23 protein-coding genes are annotated in these 22,531 nt (G+C 68.8%); 13 read left to right on the top strand and 10 right to left on the bottom strand.

Features of this window, described 5'->3' with window-relative positions; genetic code table 11:
- The first annotated feature begins 18 nt into the window (after window positions 1-18).
- The 4 genes from lysA to ACCD06_RS33105 all read left to right on the top strand — a co-directional run bounded on the left by lysA (window position 19) and on the right by ACCD06_RS33105 (window position 5,657).
- Entirely contained in the window at window positions 19-1,278 is a 1,260-nt protein-coding gene (gene lysA / locus ACCD06_RS33120; RefSeq protein WP_413346998.1) for a diaminopimelate decarboxylase, read from the top strand.
- A 140-nt stretch (window positions 1,279-1,418) separates the two neighbouring features.
- Window positions 1,419-1,844, top strand: coding sequence for an OsmC family protein (locus tag ACCD06_RS33115; RefSeq protein WP_136701105.1), 426 nt, complete (start codon window positions 1,419-1,421; stop codon window positions 1,842-1,844).
- 241 nt (window positions 1,845-2,085) lie between these two features.
- Window positions 2,086-3,300 (top strand): ABC transporter substrate-binding protein, encoded by a 1,215-nt coding sequence (locus tag ACCD06_RS33110; protein WP_413346627.1) that lies wholly within the window; start codon window positions 2,086-2,088, stop codon window positions 3,298-3,300.
- 8 nt (window positions 3,301-3,308) lie between these two features.
- Window positions 3,309-5,657 (top strand): ATP-binding protein, encoded by a 2,349-nt coding sequence (locus ACCD06_RS33105; protein WP_413346625.1) that lies wholly within the window; start codon window positions 3,309-3,311, stop codon window positions 5,655-5,657.
- A gap of 27 nt (window positions 5,658-5,684) precedes the next feature.
- On the opposite strand, the gene ACCD06_RS33100 is transcribed toward ACCD06_RS33105, so the two are convergent.
- On the bottom strand, window positions 5,685-5,933 hold the full coding sequence (locus ACCD06_RS33100) for a hypothetical protein (protein WP_413346623.1): 249 nt from the start codon (window positions 5,931-5,933) through the stop codon (window positions 5,685-5,687).
- A gap of 300 nt (window positions 5,934-6,233) precedes the next feature.
- On the opposite strand from ACCD06_RS33100, the gene ACCD06_RS33095 reads away from it, so the two are divergent.
- Together ACCD06_RS33095 and ACCD06_RS33090 are read left to right on the top strand one after the other, a co-directional pair.
- Window positions 6,234-7,004, top strand: coding sequence for a Crp/Fnr family transcriptional regulator (locus ACCD06_RS33095; RefSeq protein ID WP_158282055.1), 771 nt, complete (start codon window positions 6,234-6,236; stop codon window positions 7,002-7,004).
- Window positions 7,005-7,152: 148 nt separating this feature from the next.
- On the top strand, window positions 7,153-7,509 hold the full coding sequence (locus ACCD06_RS33090; protein ID WP_109157150.1) for a Lin0512 family protein: 357 nt from the start codon (window positions 7,153-7,155) through the stop codon (window positions 7,507-7,509).
- A 10-nt stretch (window positions 7,510-7,519) separates the two neighbouring features.
- Here the strand turns inward: ACCD06_RS33090 and ACCD06_RS33085 are convergent, their stop codons facing one another.
- The gene (locus ACCD06_RS33085) at window positions 7,520-7,918 is read right to left on the bottom strand and encodes a DUF6157 family protein (protein WP_413346620.1); all 399 of its coding nucleotides are present in this window, start codon (window positions 7,916-7,918) and stop codon (window positions 7,520-7,522) included.
- A 245-nt stretch (window positions 7,919-8,163) separates the two neighbouring features.
- Here ACCD06_RS33085 and ACCD06_RS33080 point away from each other — a divergent pair, with 245 nt between their 5' ends.
- Complete coding sequence (locus tag ACCD06_RS33080) at window positions 8,164-8,574, top strand: DUF2000 domain-containing protein (RefSeq protein ID WP_413346618.1); 411 nt, start codon at window positions 8,164-8,166, stop codon at window positions 8,572-8,574.
- A gap of 10 nt (window positions 8,575-8,584) precedes the next feature.
- Window positions 8,585-9,175 (top strand): LysE family translocator, encoded by a 591-nt coding sequence (locus tag ACCD06_RS33075; RefSeq protein ID WP_199232098.1) that lies wholly within the window; start codon window positions 8,585-8,587, stop codon window positions 9,173-9,175.
- A gap of 28 nt (window positions 9,176-9,203) precedes the next feature.
- On the opposite strand, the gene ACCD06_RS33070 is transcribed toward ACCD06_RS33075, so the two are convergent.
- The 5 genes from ACCD06_RS33070 to ACCD06_RS33050 all read right to left on the bottom strand — a co-directional run bounded on the left by ACCD06_RS33070 (window position 9,204) and on the right by ACCD06_RS33050 (window position 14,124).
- Entirely contained in the window at window positions 9,204-10,031 is an 828-nt protein-coding gene (locus ACCD06_RS33070; RefSeq protein ID WP_413346615.1) for an AraC family transcriptional regulator, read from the bottom strand.
- 69 nt (window positions 10,032-10,100) lie between these two features.
- On the bottom strand, window positions 10,101-11,102 hold the full coding sequence (locus tag ACCD06_RS33065; RefSeq protein ID WP_413346613.1) for an AraC family transcriptional regulator: 1,002 nt from the start codon (window positions 11,100-11,102) through the stop codon (window positions 10,101-10,103).
- A 198-nt stretch (window positions 11,103-11,300) separates the two neighbouring features.
- Entirely contained in the window at window positions 11,301-11,948 is a 648-nt protein-coding gene (locus ACCD06_RS33060; RefSeq protein WP_413346611.1) for an HdeD family acid-resistance protein, read from the bottom strand.
- 94 nt (window positions 11,949-12,042) lie between these two features.
- Complete coding sequence (locus tag ACCD06_RS33055; RefSeq protein ID WP_413346609.1) at window positions 12,043-12,729, bottom strand: LolA family protein; 687 nt, start codon at window positions 12,727-12,729, stop codon at window positions 12,043-12,045.
- A gap of 120 nt (window positions 12,730-12,849) precedes the next feature.
- Window positions 12,850-14,124, bottom strand: coding sequence for a UbiH/UbiF/VisC/COQ6 family ubiquinone biosynthesis hydroxylase (locus tag ACCD06_RS33050; protein ID WP_413346607.1), 1,275 nt, complete (start codon window positions 14,122-14,124; stop codon window positions 12,850-12,852).
- A 407-nt stretch (window positions 14,125-14,531) separates the two neighbouring features.
- Here ACCD06_RS33050 and glnK point away from each other — a divergent pair, with 407 nt between their 5' ends.
- Window positions 14,532-14,870: a P-II family nitrogen regulator gene (gene glnK / locus ACCD06_RS33045; protein ID WP_014189833.1), complete on the top strand. Its 339-nt coding sequence runs from the start codon at window positions 14,532-14,534 to the stop codon at window positions 14,868-14,870.
- A gap of 93 nt (window positions 14,871-14,963) precedes the next feature.
- On the opposite strand, the gene ACCD06_RS33040 is transcribed toward glnK, so the two are convergent.
- Window positions 14,964-15,539: a DUF2239 family protein gene (locus tag ACCD06_RS33040; RefSeq protein WP_413346604.1), complete on the bottom strand. Its 576-nt coding sequence runs from the start codon at window positions 15,537-15,539 to the stop codon at window positions 14,964-14,966.
- Window positions 15,540-15,655: 116 nt separating this feature from the next.
- Here ACCD06_RS33040 and ACCD06_RS33035 point away from each other — a divergent pair, with 116 nt between their 5' ends.
- From ACCD06_RS33035 to ACCD06_RS33020, 4 genes are all read left to right on the top strand, one after another.
- Complete coding sequence (locus ACCD06_RS33035; RefSeq protein ID WP_413346602.1) at window positions 15,656-16,012, top strand: hypothetical protein; 357 nt, start codon at window positions 15,656-15,658, stop codon at window positions 16,010-16,012.
- On the top strand, window positions 16,012-16,443 hold the full coding sequence (locus tag ACCD06_RS33030) for a helix-turn-helix domain-containing protein (protein WP_413346600.1): 432 nt from the start codon (window positions 16,012-16,014) through the stop codon (window positions 16,441-16,443). The genes ACCD06_RS33035 and ACCD06_RS33030 overlap by 1 nt, the downstream gene beginning before the upstream one ends.
- Window positions 16,444-16,645: 202 nt before the next feature.
- On the top strand, window positions 16,646-17,902 hold the full coding sequence (locus ACCD06_RS33025) for an aminotransferase class I/II-fold pyridoxal phosphate-dependent enzyme (RefSeq protein ID WP_413346598.1): 1,257 nt from the start codon (window positions 16,646-16,648) through the stop codon (window positions 17,900-17,902).
- Between the two features lie 56 nt (window positions 17,903-17,958).
- A complete protein-coding gene (locus ACCD06_RS33020; RefSeq protein ID WP_413346596.1) occupies window positions 17,959-20,556 on the top strand; it encodes a DNA translocase FtsK in 2,598 nt (865 codons plus the stop codon).
- 309 nt (window positions 20,557-20,865) lie between these two features.
- Here ACCD06_RS33020 and znuB read toward each other — a convergent pair whose 3' ends face one another.
- Complete coding sequence (gene znuB, locus ACCD06_RS33015) at window positions 20,866-21,651, bottom strand: zinc ABC transporter permease subunit ZnuB (RefSeq protein ID WP_413346594.1); 786 nt, start codon at window positions 21,649-21,651, stop codon at window positions 20,866-20,868.
- The gene (gene znuC / locus ACCD06_RS33010) at window positions 21,644-22,456 is read right to left on the bottom strand and encodes a zinc ABC transporter ATP-binding protein ZnuC (RefSeq protein ID WP_413346592.1); all 813 of its coding nucleotides are present in this window, start codon (window positions 22,454-22,456) and stop codon (window positions 21,644-21,646) included. Before znuC ends, znuB begins: the two co-directional genes overlap by 8 nt.
- Between the last annotated feature and the right edge of the window lie 75 nt (window positions 22,457-22,531).

Here is a 22,531-nt window from a genome sequence, read left to right as displayed (position 1 = left end):
TCTCCGAATGGCTCGCCGATGAGCGTCTTCGCCTACCGCAACGGCGTGCTGCATGCCGAATCCGTCTCGCTGGAGGATGTGGCGCGGGAGGTGGGAACGCCCTTCTACCTCTACTCCACCGCGGCGCTGGAATCGCACTACAACGCCTATGCCGGCGCCTTCGCCGGCCAGGATGCCGGCGTCTGCTATGCGTTGAAGGCCAACTCCAACCTCGCCGTCATCCGCACCCTGGCGAAGCTGGGCGCCGGCGGCGACGTGGTGTCGGTGGGCGAGATGAAGCGGGCGCTGGCCGGCGGCATCCCGGCCGAGCGCATCGTCTTCTCCGGCGTCGGCAAGACCCGCGACGACCTGCGCGCCGCGCTCGAGGCCGGCATCCACCAGATCAATGTGGAATCGGTGCCGGAGCTGGAGGCGCTGAGCCAGATCGCCTCGTCCATGGGCGTGGAGGCTCCGATCGCCTTCCGCGTCAACCCGGACGTCGACGCCAAGACCCACGCCAAGATTGCCACCGGCAAGAAAGAGAACAAGTTCGGCATCGATTATGACCATGCGCGCGAGATCTACCGCCGCGCCGCGGCCCTGCCGGGCATCAAGCCGGTCGCCATCGCCGTCCATATCGGCTCGCAGCTGACCGACCTCGCCCCCTTCCGGGCGGCTTACGAGCGGGTCGCGGCCCTGCTGCACCAGCTGCGCGAGGACGGCCACGACATCCAGCGCCTGGACCTCGGCGGCGGTCTCGGCATCACCTACAAGAACGAGGCGCCGCCCGATCTGGCCGACTATGCCGCGATGGTGCGCTCGATCACCGGCAATCTCGGCTGCCGCATCACGCTGGAGCCGGGCCGTTCGCTGGTCGGCAACGCCGGCATCCTGGTCAGCCGCGTCATCTATGTGAAGCAGGGGCTGCACCGCCGCTTCGCCATCGTCGACGCGGCGATGAACGACCTGATCCGCCCGTCGCTGTACGACGCCTATCACGGCATCGTCCCGGTGGCGGAGCCGGCCGAGGGCGTCGCTGCCGAGCCCTACGACGTGGTCGGCCCGGTGTGCGAGAGCGGCGACACCTTCGCCGTGCAGCGCCCGCTGCCGCGGCTGGCCGACGACGACCTCGTCGCCTTCCTGTCGGCCGGCGCCTATGGCGCGGTGATGGCCTCGACCTACAACACCCGGCCGCTGGTGCCGGAGGTGCTGGTCAACGGCGACCGCTTCTCCGTCATCCGCCCCCGCCCGACGGTGGAGGAGATGCTGGCGGCCGAGCGCGTGCCTGATTGGCTTTAGAAAACGCTGGCTGTAACGGTCGGCGGCGCGAAGGGAGTATGCGGCTGGCCGCCGCGGTCGATGGCCCTAGGTCAGGCTCGACCGGTCCCCGCCATGGCGGCGGGCCGGTCGGACCATGACCAGCAAGGGGAGACATCACCATGGCGATGCGGCAATCGGATGCCGAATGGCGCGGCGACCTGAAATCGGGCAGCGGCAAGATGCGGCTGGGCAGCGGCGCCTTCGAAGGCAGCTACTCCTTTCCCTCCCGCTTCGAGAACGGCCAGGGCACCAATCCTGAGGAGCTGATCGCGGCGGCGCATGCCGGCTGCTTCTCCATGGCGCTGTCGGCCGGGCTCGCCCAAGCCGGGCACACGCCGACCCGCGTCCACACCACCGCCAAGGTGCATCTGGAGAAGGCCGGCGCCGGCTTCGCCATCAGCCGGATCGAACTGGAATGCGAAGCCGAAATCCCCGGCATCGACGAGGCCACCTTCCAGGAACAGGCGAACGGCGCGAAGGCCAACTGCCCGGTGTCGAAGGCGCTGGCCGGCACCCAGATCAGCCTGACCGCCAAATTGGTCTGAGCAAGCCGGTCCGATCGGCGCGCGCCGCCCACCGCCGGGTGGCGCGCGCCATGCGCAATTTTGGCTCCAACGATAATAATGAGCGCTGCCGGCGAGCGACTTGCCACAATGGCACTGGTCTTCCGTACCCGCCGCTCGGCCGAAGGGAAGATTGACCCCACCGGCCCCCCCCACCCATAGTGCCGCGTTACGCATACGGGAGCCAAATCTTCCGTTTGCCGATCCACTTGAACGACGGCCAATGTTTTCCGCAGCCCTCCACCTGTTCCGTCCAATCCTGGTTCTGCTTGCCCTCGCGCTTTCGCTTGCGGCAGTGCCGGCTGCCGGGCAGACGGAGCGGGACCTTCCCGGGGAGCCGGTGGTGCTGGCGCTGGACGGCGAGTTCGGGCTGACCAACAGCACCTCGGCCGAATCCATCCAACGCGGGATCCTGACCGCCATCGACGACATCAACCGCAATGGGGGCGTTCTTGGCGGCCGGCCGCTGACGCTGATCACCCGCGAACACCGCTCGATCTCCGCCCGCGGCATCAAGAACATCCGGGAACTGGCCACCATCCCCGGACTTGTCGCCGTCTTCGGCGGCCGGTTCAGCCCGGTGGTGATCGAGGAGCTGCCGGTCCTGGAACAGACCCGCACCCTGTTCCTGGCCCCCTGGTCGTCAGCCGACGACATCGTCGACAACGGGATGGAGCCCAACTACATCTTCCGGCTGTCGTTGCGCGACAGCTTGGCAATGCCCTTCCTGTTGAAGCGCGCCACCGACCGCGGCCTGACCCATGTCGGGCTGCTGCTGACCAACACCGCCTGGGGACGATCCAACCTGGAGGCCGCCAACAGCTACCTCGCCGGGCACAAGACGCCTGATCTGGTCGGCACCGCCTGGTACAACTGGCGCGACCGCTCGCTGATCGACAAGTACCAGGCGCTGGCCGATGCCGGCGCCCAGGCGATCCTGCTGGTCGCCAACGACGACGAGGCCGCCGTTCTGGTGCGCGAGGTCGCCGCCCTGCCGCCGCAGCGGCGGCTGCCGATCCTCAGCCATTGGGGCGTCACCGGCGGCGATTTCGTCGGACAGGCCGGACCGGCCCTGCAGGAGGTGGATTTCAGCGTGATCCAAACGGTCAGCCCCTTCCGCATCCCCAAGGACCGGCTGGCTCCGGTGCTGGAGACCGCCGGGCGCCTGTTCGGCATCCACCGGCCGGAGGACATCGTGTCGCCGGTGGGCTTCCTGCACGCCTATGATCTGACCCGCATCCTGGCGCTCGCGATCGACCGCGCCGGCACCGCCGACCGCGCCGCCGTGCGCGACGCGCTGGAACAGGTCGGCCCCTATCACGGGGTGACCCGCGACTACGACCGCCCCTTCGCCCCCGGCCGGCACGAGGCGCTGGGGCCGGACGACCTGCTGATGGCCCGCTTCCGCGCCGACGGCGTGCTGGTTCCGGTGGATTGAGAACACGGATGAGCGATCCAACTCCCACCGGCCCCACTCCCGACGGCACCATCCCCCGCGCCGCCCAGCGGATGCTGACCTCCGGACGGCTGGCCCGCCGCTTCGCGATGGTGTCGCTGATGCTGGGCGTGCTGATCGCCATCCTGATCGGCGCCAGCCTGTATCTGGTGTCGAGCCGTCATCTGGCGCGCCAGCACCATGCCAATGTGGAGGCGAACGCCAGCCTCGCCGCCCGCCAGACCGAAGGACTGCTGAACACGCTGGTGATGACGGTGCGCGAACTGGCGGAAAACAGCGTGCTCGCCACCGCCCTGGTCGATTCCGCGGGGAAGGAAACCTACCTGATCCCCTTCCTGGGCAGCTTCAACCACATCGCCAGCATGCCGGTGGCGCTGGTCTTCACCGATTTCGAAGGAGAGCCGGTCGCCGACAACGGACGCCATGCCGCCCCGCTGGCCATCGCTCCCTCCGACATGGCCTGGCTGCGCGCCGCCATCGCCGCCGGCAAGCCTGCCGCCCAGGTGGTGCGGCAGGGCGATACCCAGTTCCTGCTGGCGGCGGAGATGCTGATCTATTCCCGCACCACCTCGCCGGAAGGGGCACTGCTCTACAAGGTGCCGCTCGACTCCCTGGTCCTGCATCCGGAGGCGGAGCTTCTCCACGGCAGCGGGCCGCCTCCGCCGGTGCCGGCCGACATGATGGCGGTGACGGTGCCGCTGACCGTGCCGGAACGGCTGGCGAGGCTTGGGTTGAAGCTGCGGCTGGAGGCGCCGGAAACGCCGACCACCGCGCTCCTGTCCTGGATGCTGCCGGCCTATGGTCTGGTGGCCGTTCTCGCCCTGCTGGCGATCTACATCGGCAGCCGCGCCGTCGGCAACCATATGACCCGGTCCCTGCGCGAGCTGGAACGGCTGGCCGGCGCCATCGCCACCGACGGCTTCACCGGACAGCGCGCCCGGGTGCGCGGCAATGACGAGGTTTCGGCCCTGGCGCGCGGCTTCAACGCCATGCTGGACCACATCGCGGCGATCCAGCGCGAGCGCGAGATGCGGGCGGCGGAGGAGATCACCATCCAGCGCACCCTGGCCGAGCGCGCCGAACAGGCCCGCGCCGAGGCGGAAAGCGCCCGCAACGAGGAGGAACGCTCGCGCCAGGAGGCGGTGATGGCGCTGATGGTGGCGGAGCGCGCCAACGCCGCCAAGACGCATTTCCTGGCGGCGGCCAGCCACGACCTGCGCCAGCCGGTGCAATCGCTGGTCCTGCTGACCTCCGCCCTGGCGATCCGGCTGGGCGACCATCCGGCGGCGTCGCTGGTCGGCAGCATCGAGGCGTCGATGGACGCGCTGTGCCGCCTGCTCGACGCCATCCTGGACATCTCCAAGCTGGATGCCGGCACGGTGTCCCCCAACATCCAGGCGGTGTCGCTCGGCACCATCTTCGCGCGGCTGGAGGGCGAATACCGGCTGCGCGCCGCGGAGAAGGGCGTCGCCTTCCGCAGCGTCCCCACCAACGTGACGCTGAACGCCGACCCGGCGCTGCTGGAGCGGATCATCCGCAATCTGGTGGAGAACGCGCTGCGCTATACCGACCACGGCCGCATCCTGCTGGGCTGCCGCCATCGTCCGGGCGCCTTGCGCATCCAGGTCCACGACACCGGCATCGGCATCCCGCCCGAGCATCTGGAGCGGATCTTCCACGAATTCTATCAGATCTCCAACCCCACCCGCGACCGCGGCAAGGGGCTGGGGCTGGGGCTGGCCATCGTCGACCGGCTGGCGCGGCTGCTGGGCTACCGCGTGCATGTCGCGTCCCGGCCGAACAAGGGATCCTGCTTCACGCTGGATATTCCCACCTCCGCCCTGCCGGCGGTCGCGGCGGCGTCTGGGGCGCCCGATGCGGAACAGGCGCCGGAGCCCGGACGCGGCACCGCCCTGGTGATCGACGACGATCCGCTGGTGCGCGAGGGGCTGACCCTGCTGATCGAGGATTTCGGCTGGCGCGCGACCGCGGCCGACAGCGCCGCCGATGCGCTCCGCCTGCTGCGGGACCAGCCGCGCCCGCCCGATCTGGTGATCGCCGATTACCGGCTGGAAGCGGGCGCCACCGGGCTGGAGGCCCTCCGTGCGGTCGAAACCGCCCTGCGGGAGCGGGGATTCCCGGCCCCGGCCAGCGTCGTGCTGACCGGCGACACCGCGCCCGAACGCATCGCCGATGCCGAGGCCAGCGGCTACCGCATCCTGCACAAGCCGATCGCCGCCAAGGAGGTCGCGCAGTTGTTGAGCGATTCCCTGACGGATGGACCCACCGACCGGCGGGAGGCCGGCGACCGGCGCAATTCGACCATCCTGCAGGACTGATCGCGCCGGTCCGCCCGCACTGGTGCGTCAGCCGCGACTGTAGGGACCGGCGGCGTTCACCTGCAGGGCGAGCCGCTCGATGAAGCGCACCGCCATCTCCTGCCGCCGGATTGCCGGTTCCAGCATTTCCTGTCGCAGATGGGCCGCGGCGGCGTCCTCGAGCACGCCCCGCGCCTCCTCGACCGTGAGGAGGCCCTTTTCGACCATGGCGATCACCAACGATTCACAAATCGAGAGAGCGGCCATACCCGCCGCCTCTTCCTCCGACGTCATCATGCCCCCCGTTCGATTGGTTCTCCACCCCGCCCGGCCAAACCCGCCGGTAGGTCCAATTGCATAGGGAACAACACACGGGTCGGCTGCGCGTCACAGACCGTTCGAGAAAAATATTCAGCCGATTAACCTATGTTGTGGCTGCCTCGCCTGAAAACCCTAAACGTTCGAGACATTGCGGAACCGGTTCAACGGCGCGACCGTTTATCGAAACGCCAATATTAGGACAAAGAAGGCAAAGAGACGACCATGACTCGCGCCCTGGCGAGCCGCGCCCTCGAACCCACTCCATTGTGGCTCAAATTGAGTAGCTACCTCGTCCTGTCGGACGAGGAAAAGATGTATCTTGCCGAATTGGAAAGGACGACCGACCGCGTGCCGCCACGCACCGATCTTCTCCAACAGGGCGAAAGGTATCGCGACGTCCGCATCATGCGGGACGGGTGGGCGATCCGCCACAAAGCCTTGCCGGACGGACGGCGCCAGGTCGTCAATTTCGTCCTGCCCGGCGACATCATCGGCATGTACTGCACCCTGTTCGAATCGGCCGACCACAGCGTCACCACCCTGACCCCGGTCGAGGTGGCGAGCTTCCCGCCGGAGCGGATCGGCGAACTGTTCCGGTCCTTCCCGCGCCTTGCCGCCGCCCTCGCCTGGTCCGGTGCGCGGGAGGAGGCCATCGTCGCCGAGCGGCTGCTCAGCCTGGGGCGCCGCACCGCGCTGGAGCGCACCGCCCATCTGATCGTCGAGCTTTTGCGCCGCCTCAGCATCGTCAACATGGTGACCAACGGGCATTTCGTGCTGCCGGTGACGCAGGAGATCCTGGCCGACGCGCTGGGTCTCAGCATCGTCCACATCAACCGCACCCTGCGGCGGCTGCGCGACAGCGGCCTGATTGAGCTGAACGGCCAGCGGATCACCGTCAACGACGTGCGCCAGCTCGCCTCCGTCGGCCAGTTCGACGAGTTGTACCTCCACCTGATCCGCGCGCCCCGCCGCCTGGAACGCGCCTTCTCCGGCACCCACCACCGCAACGGCGCCAAGATGGACAGCGAAATCCGCCCGAAGGCGTGACGAGAGTCCGATGCGGCGTGAGGTGGGGGGCCGGCGCCTTCCACCCCCCGAAATTCCCCCCGCCACCCCCTGGCCCTGCCTGCGACCACGCGCCATCATCCCCGTCGACCAACAGCCACGACCGACAGCCACTGGAAGGCCCGACGCGATGAAACAGGTAATGTTCGTGGAACTCGGCATGGGGGTGGATCTGCATGGCCAGGACGTGACCAAGGCCGCCGTTCGCGCCGTGCGCAACGCCATAGAGCGCAACTCCATGCCCGGCATGCGCAGCCTGGTCGACGGCGACACCAGCAAAATGCAGGTGCGCGTCCACCTCGCCGTGCCGGCCGATGCCGACCGGCTGGACCACGAGGCGGTGAAGGCCGTCTTCCCCTATGGCGCCGTCAGCATCCACGTCACCGCCGGCGGCATGCTGGCGCCGAGCGGCATCTTCCTGGCCGACAAGAACGACCGCAACGAGCAGATCTACGTCGTCAACGCGGCGGTGGAGGTCGGGGTCTGAACCGGCGCCGTCAGCCTCGGCTGTTGCGCATTCCGGCAACGACGCTCAGGTCCGCACGGCGGCTCAGGTCGCGGTAGGCGTCGCTCTCGGCCCCATAGGCGGCGACCCGACCGTCGCCGTCATGGTGCAGGCCCCAGCCATACTGCTTGACCAGCGGCGACGCCCGCAGGCAGGCCTGCGGCTTGCTGAAGAGCCGGGCGCGCGCCGCCTCGCGTTCTTCCGGCGGAATGCCGTTGCGGATCATGTGGACCTCCAGCAGCAGGTCGTCGCTGGTCAGGGCATAGGGCCGTTCCAAGAGCAGCGAGAGCTGCAGCGCGCCGATCGTGCCGGCTTTGGACGGAACGGTGCCGGTCTTTGCCTTGCAGTCGGCCGCGGCGGTGATGAAGGTGTTGACGTAGTTCGTTGACATCCCGGCACCCCATATGCCCCCAGGCACCCCCCAAGCGACGGTGCTGTCGGGACACTATAGACGGCGCGGATGCCGGTTGCAGCCCTGCCGCCGCGCATCCGCGCGGGCGACGGGCCGAACCGCTGGCAGTGTGCCGCGAGCGGCCGCACCCCGTCCGGCCGTGGGTAATTTCATTCAATACCCGCCCCCGTCCGATCCACGACAGTCCCCGGCCTGACCTTCATCCAACAAAGGGAAAGCCGGACGTGACACGCTGTGCCTTCATCATCGACCGCGCCCTGCCGCCCGGGCTGATCGCCAACACCGCCGCCGCCCTGTCGATGACGCTGGGGAAGCTGCGGCCCGAACTGGTCGGCTGCGACCTTCAGGATGCCGACGGCATCGGCCATCCCGGCATCACCACCATCGTGATGCCGATCCTGGTGTCCGATGCCGAGGGCTTGCGCGCGCTGCGCCGGAGCGCGGCGGAACGGGAGGCCGACGGGCTGGGTGTGATCGGCATGACCGACGTCGCCCAGCGCGCCAAGAGCTACGACGACTATCGCCCGCGGCTCGCCGCCACCCGGCAGGAGGAGGTGCGCTATCTCGGCCTCTGCCTGCACGGCCCAGCGGCGCTGGTGCGCTCGCTGACCGGTTCGCTGCCGCTGCTGAAGTAGGACGGCGGCGATGATGATGCTTTGCCTGTCGATGGCCGGCTTCGCGCTGGCCGCATCGATTTCCCCCGGCCCGGTCAATGTGGTGGCGCTGTCCAGCGGAGCCTCCCACGGTCTGCGCGCCACCCTGCGCCATGTCGCCGGTGCCACCCTGGGATTCGTCCTGCTGCTGGTGTTGGCCGGGCTCGGCTTGGCGGAGCTGTTGCGCGGCTGGCCCGCCGCCGCCACGCTCACCCGTTGGGCAGGCATGGTCTTCCTGCTGTGGATGGGGTGGAAATTATGGAAAAGCGACGGAGAGGTCGCCGCCGGCGAGCCGCCCCCGCCGCCCTCCTTGCTGCAAGGGGCCGCCATGCAGTGGCTGAACCCGAAGGCCTGGGTCGCGGCGCTGGCCGGGGTCGGTGCCTATGCCGGGGACGATCCTGCCCGGCTCTGGATCTTCGCCGGGCTATATTTCGTCATCTGTTATCTGTCGGTCGGCTGCTGGGCCTACGCCGGCGCCCGGTTGCGCCATCTGCTGGCGGATGGGCGGCGGATGCGGCTGTTCAACCGTGCCATGGCCGCCCTGCTCGCGGCGAGCGCCGCCCATATCGGCATCGCCGCCTGATCGCCACGCCCACCTTCGTGCCGGCCTTTCACTCCCGGCGCATGTACTGGCCAGGAGTGGCGGCGACATGACGCTTGAAGGCCCGCTGGAAATGGGCCTGATCGGCGAAGCCGGCATCCAGCGCGACCTCCACGATCGGGCGGCCGCGTTGCAACTCTCGCCGGCCGAACTGGATGCGGCGGTTGATCTGGTAGGCATGCGGGGTCAGCCCATAGCGGGCCTTGAAGGACCGCACCAGATAGGACGGCGACAAGCCCGACACCGCGGCGATCTCGGCCAGCCGCAGCGGCTGGGTGCAATGGGCGGAGATGAAATCGGCGGCCCGGTCCAGCGCCGCATGTTCGCCGCCGGGCCGGCCCTCCCCATGCCGACCGGACGGTACACCGCCCAGAGCCTGCCTCAGCGCGACGAAGAAAGACCGGACTGCCGCCTCTTTCTCCGCGCTGTCGGCGAGCGGATCGAACAACAGGCTGAACAGCCGTCCCAGCCTGTCCGCCAGCTCCGAATCGCGGCTCAGATGCGGGGCATAGGGCCGGAACGTCGCCTCCCCCTCCAGCGCCGCCAGCCACGCGGCATCGGCATACAGCATGCGATAGGACCAGGGCTGGCCGTTCAGCGGGTTACAGACATGCGCCTCGTCCGGGTTCATCAGAACGACCGTACCGGCAGCGATCCGGTGGCATTCGGCGCCGATGCGGAAGTCGCTGACACCACCGGTCACCAACCCGATGGAAAAGGTCGGGTGGCTGTGCCAGCCATAGCGGACCTCCTGCCCGTCCTCGATGCTCCGCGCCTCAAGATGCGGAAGCGCGGGGTCCCGCCAGAAACGGTGACGACTCCTCGATGCGCGCGCCATGTCCGCCCTGTCCTGCGCCGGTGTATCCCGGAACCGATCTTATGACGGGAAGCTCACGACTGCCATCCTTCAGCCCCTCCCATCGCGCAGCTTCGCCGGCGATGCGCCGAACCAGCGGCTGAAGGCGCGGCTGAAGGCGCTGACCTCCGAATAGCCGAGCAGGGCGCCGATGTCGGCGATGGGGACATGGCGCTGGCGGATGTAGACCGCCGCCAGATCGCGCCGCACCCCCTCCACCAGATCGGAGAAGCTCAGCCCCTCGTCGGCCAGCCGGCGTTGCAGGGTCCAGCGGGCGATGCCCAGCCGGTCGGCGATGTCCTCGACATAAGGCGGGCCTTCCGGCAACCGCGCCCGCACCTCCGCCTTCACGCGATCGAGCAGCGGCGGGGTGCCGGTGCCGCGGGCGATGTCGATCAGCGTGCCGCACAGCCCGGTCAGCCGGGCCATGTCGCCGCCGGGCATGCGGCGGTCGAGATGGCGGTCGCGCAGCAGGATGGCGTTGGTGCGCTGGCCGAAATGGGCAGGCGCGTCGAACAGCGCCTGATGCTGGCGCCAGCCTTCCGGCTTGGGATGTTCGAAATGCACCTCCTCCGGCATCCAACCCGGACCGAGGCAGGCGCGCACCACATTGGCGAACATACCCATGGTCAGTTCGGCATCCTGCCGCCGCTCGACGATGCGGCCGTCGAGGATGCGGTATTCCAGCCGCAGCAGTTCGCCCTCGCGGACGAAGCGCGTCTCGGTCGCCTGCTGGTGGAAGGGAAACAGCCGGGCCAGATGGTCCAGCGCGGCCCCCAGCGTCGGCGCGGCCAGCGCGATGGAGCCGATCAGCCCCAGCATTTCCGGCTGGAACTGCCGTCCGTAGAGCAGGCCGAAATTGTCGTTGCCGGTCTCCGCCGCCGCCACCTCCATCATCGCCACATAGGCGCGGAGGTCGAGCGCCACCGTCGGCTGGCCCAGCGCCCGCTCCTCCACGCCGGCGCGGTGGAACACCCGGTCGGGACAGCCGCCCTGCGCGGCGATGAAGTTCGACACCCCGAACGCCGCGGCGGCCAGAATGTTGTGTTGCACGGATCCTGTGCAGCGGCCGCCGGATCGGTCGCCGGTTTGCCCAAGAGTCGGTCGGTGCGGCGTCATGACACAGCCCCTCGCAGCCGTTTTGCCGCAGCGCAGCAAACATCGTGCCGGAGTTCAGGCTGCCAGAGACTGTTCGTGTAGGAAATTGTACGATGGAGCTATGAATTGGGAGGGGCTCCGATAACGCCCCCCTCAAACCGCGGCCGTCATCCCGCCGCCACCCGAGGCGTTGTTCTCCCGATGGCAGTGCCGCAGCCGGAAGGCGGTCACCAGCGCCAGCACCCCGAAGGCGATCAGGTACGCCGCGACGCCCCAGGCGAGCGCCAGCAGACCCAGTGCCGGCAGAACCCACATGCTGAGCCCGAACAGGATCGACAGCACGCCGGCCACGCCCCAGGCCCATTTCCCATGGGTGCGGTCCATCCGCCACGCCCCCATCACCTCGGCGAAGCCGGTGATGACCGACCAGGCCGCGATCAGGAACACCAGCGCGAACAGGCTGGCGGCCGGCCACAGGGCGGCGACGATGCCGGCGATCAGGCTGACCACACCCTCCAGGATGAAGGGCAGCGAACGTTCATGATGGCGGGAGGCGCGGATGCCGGCGAGGATGGCAAAGACACCGTCCAGCAGCAGATAGGCGGCGAAGGTCAGCGCCAGCGTCGCCACCGTCACGCCGGGCATCAGCAGGGCCAGCACCCCCAGCAGGATCGCCGCCGCACCGCGCAGGGCCAGAGCCCACCAGTTGCGCGCCAGCGCCATGTTCATGCTGCGCAGACGGCCCGCCGGCTCGACTCCCGAGCGGCCGGTTCCAGTCTGTTGTGCCTGATCGGTGGACATGGAACGCCTCCTGCTGCCGGTCCCGCGACATGACAACAGAAGGCGAAGGGCTTTGTTGCCCGGGCCTTATTTCTCGGTCGCGCTTCGGGGCCGATCAGTTGTTGCGGCCGAAATCCGATCCGCGTTGCGGCTCCTTGAAATAGAACATGTCGCGGTCGAAGGTGACGTCGGTGCGCGGGTTCAGCAGCGCCACCTCGGTGGTCATGCCCTGGGCGTCCAGCACCCGCCATTTGCGCAGCTGGAAGGGGTGATCCTCGAACACGAGGGTCAGGGTGCCCTTGCCGGGGTCCTTGGTCTCCAGCAGGCTGACCTCGATCACGCCGGGGGCCTGGAACACCTCGGTGACGGTGACGTCGCCCGACAGGCGGATGTTCTTGCGCAGGATGAAGTCGGCAAGCGTCGAGCCGATGGGGGCGCTCGACTGCTGGCGCATCTCGCCGTCCCAATAGAAGACGAAGCTGCCGTCGGCGACGATGAAGTCCTTCAGCGGCCGGTCATATTCCAGCCGCATCCGTCCCGGCCGCCACAGATAGAAGGTGCCGGTCGCCTGCCGCCCGTTGGGCGCCACCTGCAGGAACTTAGACTGCAGGGTGGTGATGCCGTTCAGATACTCCTCCACCTTGGCGACGACCGCCTGATCCTGCGCCGACAGCGAGACCGGGGTGGCCGGCGCGGCAGCGGCGGGCGAGGCGAACAGGGCCGGCAGCGGAGCCAGAAGGGCGGCGGAGAGCAGGGCGCCGGTCAGCAGAGAGCGGGAAAGACGGCGAAGCACGATCTTCATCCTTGGTCGGAGTGGCCCGGGATCCCTTAACCGGGCGGTATGGCGGACATAAGGCGTCCGCCCCCCGCTGCCAAGGAGCACCAATGGCGGGACCACCGAAGTCGGGTCAGGAGGGCAGCGTCACAGCGGCTGTCCGCGGATCATCCGCGGCAGGTCGCCGACCACGCCCATCGCATGCTTCATGAAGAAGCGCTTGACCGGCGGCAGCCGGTTGATGACCGCCATGCCCAGGTCGCGCGCCAGCTTCACCGGCGGGATGTTGTTGGAGAACAGATGGACCAGCCCGTCGCACACCGCCGCCAGCAGCACGGTGTCGAAGCGGCGCCAACGCTGGAAGCGGGCCAGCACCTCCGGCCCGCCGACGTCGAGGCCGAGGCGATAGGCGTCGACCACCACCTCCGCCAGCGCGGCGACGTCGCGCATGCCGAGATTCAGCCCCTGCCCGGCGATCGGGTGGATGGCGTGCGCCGCCTCCCCCACCAGGGCCAGCCGGTCGGCGATGAAGCGGTCGGCCAGCAGGACCGACAGCGGCCACGCCTCGCGCTTGGTCAGCAGCGTGATCTCGCCGAGATAGCCGCCGGAGCGGCGCTGCAGCTCGTCGACGAACTGGTCGTCGGGCAGCTTCAGATAGGTGTCGACCAGCGAGGTCTTCTCGCTCCACACGATGGAGCAGCGGTTGTCCGTCATCGGCAGGACGGCGAAGGGACCGTTGGGCAGGAAATGCTCCACCGCGACGCCCTTGTTCGGCTCGGTGTGGCGGATGGTGCAGATGATGGCGCTCTGGTCGTAGGACCAGCGCCGCACCTTGATCCCCGCGCTATCGCGCGCCATCGACCGCCGCCCGTCGGCGCCGACCAGCAGCCGGCCGCGCACCGTCCGCCCGTCGGCCAGACGCACCATCACGCCCGACCGCGTCCGCTCCACCGTCACCGCCTTGGCCGGCGCCAGATGGACCAGTCCCGGCAGCTCGGCGGCGCGGGTGAACAGGGCGCGGCGGATGTCCTTGTTGTCCAGGATCCAGCCGAAGGGCTGGTGCTTGCCCTCCATCGCAAGTTCGGTGTGGTCGTAATGGATGAACAGGGGCGAGAACTGGTCGGCGATGCGGATGTCCAGCATCGGACCGGCCTGATCGGCCATGTGATGCCACACCCCCGCCGCCTCCAGCACCATCTTGGAGGCATAGGAGATCGCGGTGGTGCGGATGTCGAAATCGCCGCCGCCCATGCGTTCGGGGCTGTCCTGGTCGATGCAGACCACCGGCACGCCGGCGCTGGCCAGCGCCGCCGCCATGGTCAGCCCGGCCAGACCGCCGCCCAGCACCACGACCTCCGTGGTGATGTCGCCGCCCTGCGGCGGGACGGTCGCGTTGCCCGATTCGGTGCCCGGTACGGCCATGATGCTCGCTGCCCTCTCGCCTTCGATGCCTGTGGCGCGGTCGTCCGCCGGGCTTGAGCCTTGTGCCCAAGCCTTGCCGGCGCCGCCACGCGACCAAACAATTGTCGCACGGGCGCGTCCTGTCCAGTGTCCTGACCCCGGCCGGTCGCGGCCGGCCACCGGACAGATTGTCGCTGAATGTTTTTTAGGCAGATGCCGCCCTTTTGGGCGCCCATTCGACAGGCATATTCCCATCCTTTCAGCGCAATTCAACCGGCACGATTCTTGTAATCGTTGATTTTTGCGGTCGACGCGAACAGGCTTGGGCCATCGGCGGAAGGACGGTACGGTGACAGGCCGGACTGGAACCGCAACGGGGCGGCCACAGCCTTACACGCGGCCGGAACAACGCTTTAAGGGGAAGCCACATGAAACTGGTTATGGCCATCATCAAGCCGTTCAAGCTCGACGAAGTGCGCGAGGCGCTGACGTCGCTCGGGATCCAGGGCCTGACCGTCAGCGAGGTCAAGGGCTTCGGCCGCCAGAAGGGCCAGACGGAAATCTACCGCGGCGCCGAATATTCCGTGAGCTTCCTGCCCAAGGTGAAGGTCGAGGTCGCCGTGTCCGACGACCAGTACGAGCAGGTGGTGGAGGCGATCCAGAAGGCCGCCAACACCGGCCGCATCGGCGACGGCAAGATCTTCGTGCTGGAGATCGCCCAGGCCGTGCGCATCCGCACCGGCGAGACCAACTCCGAGGCGCTGTAAGGCTTTCGGCCCCAGACTGCCGGCCATGACGGGTCCGCTCCTTCCGGCGGGAACGGACCCGATGGGCGCGCAGGTCACGCGCCTTCCCATTTTTCAGCCGGCAAACGCCTCCGCCGCCAGCGCACGGACATAATCGCGCAAATCGGCCGGCCAGCCCGCCGTCAGCGCGTCGAACCGCGCGCGATCCGCGGCATAGAGCGCCCGCACCGCCTCCTCGTATCCCGGCCGGTCACCGGCCAGTTCCAACATGACGCGATAGGCGGCCTCCTGCGCCCGGCGCACGCGGTCTTTTGCTTCGCTCCCCTTGCGCGCCTCGTCGACCAGCTTGCGCAACGCCACCGACGCTCCGCCCGGCTGGGCGTTCAGCCATTCCCAGTGGCGCGGCAGCAGCGTGACCTCGCGCGCCACCACCCCCAGCTTCGGCCGCCCCGGCCCGCGCGGCAAGGGAGGCGGCGGCGGAGAAAGACGCCACGCGACCTCCGCGTCGCTTCCCCGCAGGTCGAGGTCGACCGCCTTGCCGGTGGCATCCTCGAGCACCAGCACCGGCGGCCCGTCCGGCTCCGCCTCCAGCGCTGCCCGCAACGCCCGTGCGACGCTCAGCGCATCCCCGGCGGCAAGGCGGCGCTCGCCCCGGAAGGCGGTGCAGAGGGTCTCGGCGGTGACGGCCATGATCGCGGACTCCGGTTGTGGAATCCGTTTTTACCCGGGCAAAATCCGCACGTCAATATCACCCGGACGATATAGGAGCGTTTGATCGGCTCACAATGTATGATAATGATACATACATGGTGGATCCGAAGCCTTTTCAGCGTCCCGTCGACCTCGGCCGCGACTCGTTGCGAACCGACGAGGCCGAACGGGTCATCCGGCAACGCGCGGCGGACACCAAGAATGTCGAATTCCGGCTCCATGCCTTCGACAGGATGGAGGAGCGCGAAGAGCAGGAAGCGCTCAACACCGAGGATGCGCTCGACATCCTCAGGACGGGGTTTGTCCTTGCTGCTCCGGAGAAGGCCCGGAACGGCTGGAAGTGCAAGGTCATCAAAAACATCCTGGGCAACCGGGATGCGGGCGTCGTGACCATCATTCTGACCGACAGCGGCGCGCTTCGCGTTCTCACGGTCGAATGGGAGGACTGGTGATGCTTCATTATACGATGTGCGGCCTCGACAACGTGTATCTTGAGAACGGGTATGTCGAGAGGGACACCGAAGACGGACCGGTCGTCTCGATCGAGGATCTGGACGGACTGCACCGCGCCATCGCCAACGACATCGCCGACAAGAAAGGGCGCCTAACCGGACGCGAGCTTCGCTTCCTCCGCTCGATGCTGCGCCTGTCGCAGCAGAAGCTGGCCGAACACACCGGCTATCAGCGCGGAACCGTCACGCGGTGGGAGAACGGCGATCCGATTCCGCTGGCGGTCGAGGCGCTCTTGCGTGCCCTTTGGGTCGGGAAATCCAGGGGGTGCCCGGTCACCACCGAACTGCTGGACGAGTGGGAACGCGAGGATACCGAGGCGGTGCGCCTGTCCTATCGCGATACCGGCACCGGATGGCTGCGCGCCGCGTGAGGCGGGCGGACAGCTGGCACCGCGACCGACAGCCACACGCCCCCCTGTGACCGTTCGGCCACCGGCCGCGCTCTGCCGCAATCAAGGGCTTTGTGCGCTTGTGCCCCCCGTGCCGCGCCGATAGGATCGGCCCTTCACGAGACATGGCCGCCTCCCCGCGCCGGGGTGCGGCATCCGGGGTGCGAAGAGGGTTGCGGTCGCCATGGTCCTCACCGATTTCAGCGTCAACAGCGGTGCCGTCTTCACCGAGGCGATCGGCAACGACCGGCTCGACCTGCTGACCGATTACCCGTTCACCCGGCTGGCCAACCTGCTGGCGCCGATCACCCCGCGCGCCAACGTCTCCCCCATCGTGCTGACGGTGGGGGAGCCGCAGCACACCCCGCCCGCCATCATCGAGGAGACGCTGCGCGCCACGGCGTCCGGCTGGAACAAGTATCCGCCGGTCGGCGGCACGCCGGAGTTCCGCGCCGCGGTCGGCGACTGGCTGACCCGCCGCTACGACCTGCCGGCCGGGCTGCTGCACGCCGACAGCTCCGTCCTGCCGCTGTCCGGCACGCGGGAGGCGCTGTTCATGCTGGCGCTGCTGGCGGTGCCGACGCAGAAGGCCGGGCGGCAGCCGGCGGTGCTGATGCCGAACCCCTTCTACGCGCCCTATGAAGGGGCTGCGGTGATGGCGGGGGCGGAGCCGGTGTTCCTGTCGGCGACGCGCGAGACCGGCTTCCTGCCCGACCTCGACGCCCTGACGCCGGAGCTGCTGGAGCGCACCGCCCTCTTCTATCTCTGCACCCCTGCCAACCCGCAGGGCGCGGCGGCGACGCCGGCCTATCTCGCCAAGGCCATCGGGCTGGCGCGGCAGTACGGCTTCGTGCTGGCGGTCGATGAATGCTATGCCGAGATCTGGCTGGACACCCCGCCGGTCGGCGCGCTCCAAGTTGCCGCCTCCCTGCCCTACGCGGACGGCAAGCCCTGGGCCAACCTGCTGGTCTTCCACTCCCTTTCCAAGCGGTCGAGCGCCGCCGGCCTGCGTTCCGGCTTCGTCGCCGGCGACCCGGCGCTGATCGGCCGCTTCTCCCGCCTGCGCAGCTACGGCTGTGCCGGCATGCCGCTGCCGATCCTGGCCGCCAGCACTGCGCTGTGGCGCGACGAGGCGCATGTGGAGGAGAACCGCGCCGCCTACCGCGCCAAGTTCGCGGCCGCGGAGGCGGAGCTGGGCGGCCGCTACGGCTATTACCGGCCGGCCGGCGGCTTCTTCCTGTGGCTGGAAGTCGGCAACGGCGAGGAGGCCGCGAAGCGGCTTTGGGCGGAGGGCGCCGTCCGCGTCCTGCCCGGCGCCTATCTGTCGCGCAACAACCCCGGCGAGCCAAACCCCGGCGACGCCTTCATCCGCGTCGCCCTGGTGCAAGACACCGACACCGTCGCCCAGGCCTGCGCGTCCATCGTCCGCATTCTCGGCTGACCGGCTCCGGCCAGCCCCTTTTATCTTCGGTTTCTACAGCACGAGGTTCCCGCCCCATGGCCCGACCCGCCGGCCCCTCCTCCGCGCGCCCCCGGCCCAGCCTGGGACGGCCCGCCGCCAGCCCGCGCAAGGGAGCGCCCCGCGACGGCATGAAGGAACCGGGCAAGGACCGCATCCGCGCCGGCCGCGGCCGGCAGGAGAAGCCACCCTTCTTCTCGCCCGCCATGCGCGCCTTCGTCGTTGCCCGCGCGCGCGAGGCGATGGGATTCGTGCTGGGCCTGTTCGGCCTGCTGCTGATGGTGCTGCTGGGCAGCTACGACCCGCATGATCCCTCGCTGAACTCGGTCCCCGCCAATGCGGAAAGCGCGCGCAACCTGTTCGGCACGCCCGGCGCCTATGCCGCCGACCTGCTGATCCAGTCGCTGGGCTGGGCCGCCTTCGTGATCGCGCTGGTGCCGATGTTCTGGGGCTGGCGGCTGGGTGCTCAGCGCAAGCTCGGCAACCCGCTGTTCCGCACCGTGCTGGCTCTGTGGGGTGTGTTCCTGGTGTCGATGGCGCTGGCCGGCCTGACCGACGCCTCCACCGATCCGCTCGCCCCGCTTCCCGGCGGCAGCGTCGGTCAAGTGCTGCTGCGCGGCGTCGGCAACCTGTTCGGGGCCGAGCCGATGGTGGCGACCGCCGCCGCGGTCGGCGGCGGGCTGGTGCTGTTCCTGGCCGCCGGGCTGACCATCGGCGAATGGATCGCCAGCGTCCGCTCGCTCGGCCGCGGCACGGTGAACGGCCTGCGCATGATCCGCCAGGGCGCCCGCAACGGCGTCGATGTCCTGCGCCGCCATGGCCGCAGTGCTGCCAAGGCCGCCTCGGTCGCGGTGGACGACGCGCTGCGCGGCGACGATGCGGCCAAACGCAATCGCCCGCGCTTCGATGAGGCCGTTCAGGTGACCCCGCTGCCCCCGGCTGGTCTTGACGCCGGTCCGGTTCCCCTGTCCGCCGGCCCGGCTGCGGCTCCGAACCCGGCCGACAAGCCGGTCCGCGCCGTCCCGGTCATCGCGCCGCCGAAATCCGCCGCATCGGAGCGCGAAGCCGCAAAGTCCGACCCGCGCCAGAGCCGCCTGCCGCTGGGCGAGGAGGACGGCCCGCCGGGCTACGAGCTGCCGCCGCTCGACCTGCTGCAGATGCCGCCCACCGGCATCCGCGGCGAACAGTTGGACGAGGCGGCGCTTCAGCGCAATGCCGGCCAGCTGGAAGGCGTGCTGGGCGATTTCGGCGTGCGCGGCGAGATCCAGAAGGTCCATCCCGGCCCGGTCGTCACCCTGTACGAGCTGGAACCGGCCCCCGGCACCAAATCCTCGCGCGTCATCGGCCTTGCCGACGACATCGCCCGCTCGATGAGCGCGGTGTCGGTCCGCGTCGCCGTGGTTCCCGGCCGCAACGTCATCGGCGTCGAGCTGCCCAACGCCAAGCGCGAGACCGTGCTGCTGCGCGAGCTGATGGCGGCGGAGTGCTTCGACAAGCATGGCGGCAAGCTGGCGCTGGCGCTCGGCAAGGACATCGGCGGACAGCCGGTGGTCGCCGACCTCGCCCGCTTCCCCCATCTGCTGGTCGCCGGCACCACCGGATCGGGCAAGTCGGTGGCGATCAACACCATGATCCTGTCGCTTCTCTACCGGCTGCCGCCGGAGCGTTGCCGCTTCATCATGATCGACCCAAAGATGCTGGAACTGTCGGTCTATGAGGGCATCCCCCATCTGCTGACGCCCGTCGTCACCGATCCCAAGAAGGCGGTGGTGGCGCTGAAATGGACGGTGCGGGAGATGGAGGACCGCTACCGCAACATGTCCAAGCTGGGCGTCCGCAACATCGAGGGCTACAACGCCCGCCTCCGCGAGGCGCGCGAGGGCGGCGAGTCGCTGACCCGCCGCGTCCAGACCGGCTTCGACCCCGACACCGGCAAGCCGCTGTTCGAGGAACAGCCGCTCGACCTCACCGAACTGCCCTACATCGTCGTGATCGTCGACGAGATGGCCGACCTGATGCTGGTTGCCGGCAAGGACATCGAGGCGGCGATCCAGCGTCTGGCCCAGATGGCGCGCGCCGCCGGCATCCACCTGATCATGGCGACGCAGCGTCCCTCGGTCGACGTCATCACCGGCACCATCAAGGCCAACTTCCCGACCCGTATCAGCTTCCAGGTCACCAGCAAGATCGACAGCCGCACCATCCTGGGCGAACAGGGCGCCGAACAGCTGCTGGGCCAGGGCGACATGCTCTACATGGCCGGCGGCGGCCGCATCACCCGCGTCCACGGCCCCTTCGTCTCCGACCACGAGGTCGAACAGATCGTCAGGTTCCTCAAGGCGCAGGGCGAGCCCAACTATGTCGACGCCATCCTGGAGGACGAGGAGGGCGAGGAGTCCTTCGACGACGGCAGCCTGCCCGGCACCGGCGGCGGGTCCGGCGACGACCTCTACGACAAGGCGGTGGCGGTGGTCTGCCGCGAGCGCAAGGCCTCGACCAGCTTCATCCAGCGCCAGCTGCGCATTGGCTACAACTCCGCCGCCCGCCTGATCGAGCGGATGGAGACCGAAGGGGTGGTCAGCAAGCCCAACCACTCCGGCAAACGCGAAGTGCTGGCGCGCAACATCGACGAATGAGTGTTTTCCGGCGCCCCGTTGACAGCGGGCGGGTGCAACACCAATATCGGGGGTAGGCGGGCCGAGGACGGCAATTCCCCGGCCCGCCCGCCCGATCTTAGTGCATCAGAAGGTCAAGCAGCCGCTTGACGATCTCCAGGATCAGGAGAGTGAGGATCTTCTCCATCCTCCAGCCCTCCATTGGTACGGCGGCAGTGGCGGCCCATCCGCCACTGCGTCCGCCGGCGGACTATGGTGCAGGCGGGTACGTCCGCAAATGGGAAACTCACGCAGTCGTGTTCTTTTCCTGATTGCAGCCAGCGCCGCACATCAACGCCGCACAGGCACCAGCGATCCCAGCAGGAACAGGGCGGCGGCGGCCACCACCACGCTCGGTCCGCCCGGCAGATCCCAGTTCAGCGAGGCCAGCAGCCCGGCGACCACGGCCAGGATGCCCAGGATCGAGGCCAGCACCGCCATCCCTTCCGGCGTGCGGGCGAAGCGGCGGGCGGACGCCGCCGGGATGATCAGCAGCGACGTGATCAGCAGGATGCCGACGATCTTCATGGCGATGGCAATCACCAGCGCGATCAGCAGCATGAAGGCCAGCCGCAGGGCGTCGACCGGCATGCCCTCCACCCGCGCAAGATCCTCGTCCACCGTCACCGCCAGCAGCCGGCGCCACAGCAGCGCCAGCCCGGTCAGCGCCACCGCGCCGCCGCTATAGATCGCAATCAGGTCGCCGTCGGTCACCGACAGGATGTCGCCGAACAGATAGGCCATCAGATCGACGCGCAAGGTTTCCAGAAAGGCCAGCGCCACCAGCCCCAGCGACAGCGACCCGTGCGACAGGATGCCCAGCAGCGTGTCCGCCGCGAGGTTGCGCCGCCTCTGCAACGCCACCAGCGCCAGCGCCAGCGTCACGCACACCACCATCACGCCGATCATCGGATTGACGCCCAGCAGGAAGCCCAGCGTCACGCCCAGCAAGGCCGAATGGGCCAGCGTGTCGCCGAAATAGGCCATGCGCCGCCACACCACGAAGGAGCCCAGCGGCCCGGCCAACAGGGCGATACCGCCGCCGGCCAGCAGGGCGCGGATCACGAACTCATCCATGGCAGCAGTCCCCGTCATGGTCATGCACGACCTTGCCGTCCTCGGCATGGGCGTGGTCGTGGTGATGGACATAGACGGCCAGATCGCGGGCATGGCCGCCGAACAGCGCATGGTATTCCGGGTGGCGGCTGACATCCTCCGGCCGGCCGGAACAGCAGACATGGCTGTTCAGACAGATCACCCGGTCGGTGCGCGCCATCACCGTGTGCAGGTCGTGGCTGACCAGTAGCACGCCGCAGCCGCGCCGCTGCCGCACTTGGGCGATGCGGTTGAACAGCTCCGCCTGCCCATGCACGTCCACCGCCTGGTCGGGTTCGTCCAGCACCAGCAGGTCCGGTTCGCCCAGCAGGGCGCGGGCCAGCAGCACCCGCTGCATCTCGCCGCCAGAAATCGTCTGCACTGCCGAATCGGCCAGCCGCGTCACCCCGGCCTCCTCCAGCGCCGCCTCCACCTTGTCGGCGGTCACCGGCCGCCACAGCGCCAGGAATCGCCGCACGGTCAGCGGCAGCGTCCGGTCCACCGACAGCCGTTGCGGCATGTAGCCGACGCGCAGGTTGGGGCGCCGCAGCACCCGCCCGCCGTCGGGCGCCACCAACCCCAGCACCGCGCGCACCAGCGTCGTCTTGCCGGCGCCGTTGGGGCCGATCAGCGTCACCACCTCGCCCGGCTGGACGGCGACGTTGACTCGGTCCAGCACGGTGCGGCGGCCGAAACGCACGGTCAGATCCTCGGTCCAGGCGAGCGGACCGGCGAACAGCGTGGACGCATCCCGCGATGCGTCGTGGGGAAGGCTGGGTGTTGACATGTTATGTTATAACGTGACACCAGTTGAAAGTGACTTCCCTATGCGCTGAAACCAGCGACCTGTCCAGCAAGTCGA

Origin of the sequence: Azospirillum sp. CT11-132, assembly GCF_047302835.1 — a bacterium.
Lineage (GTDB): Bacteria > Pseudomonadota > Alphaproteobacteria > Azospirillales > Azospirillaceae > Azospirillum.
The sequence above is the reverse complement of the archived record's forward strand: the minus strand, read 5'-3'. Positions and strand labels throughout refer to the sequence as shown.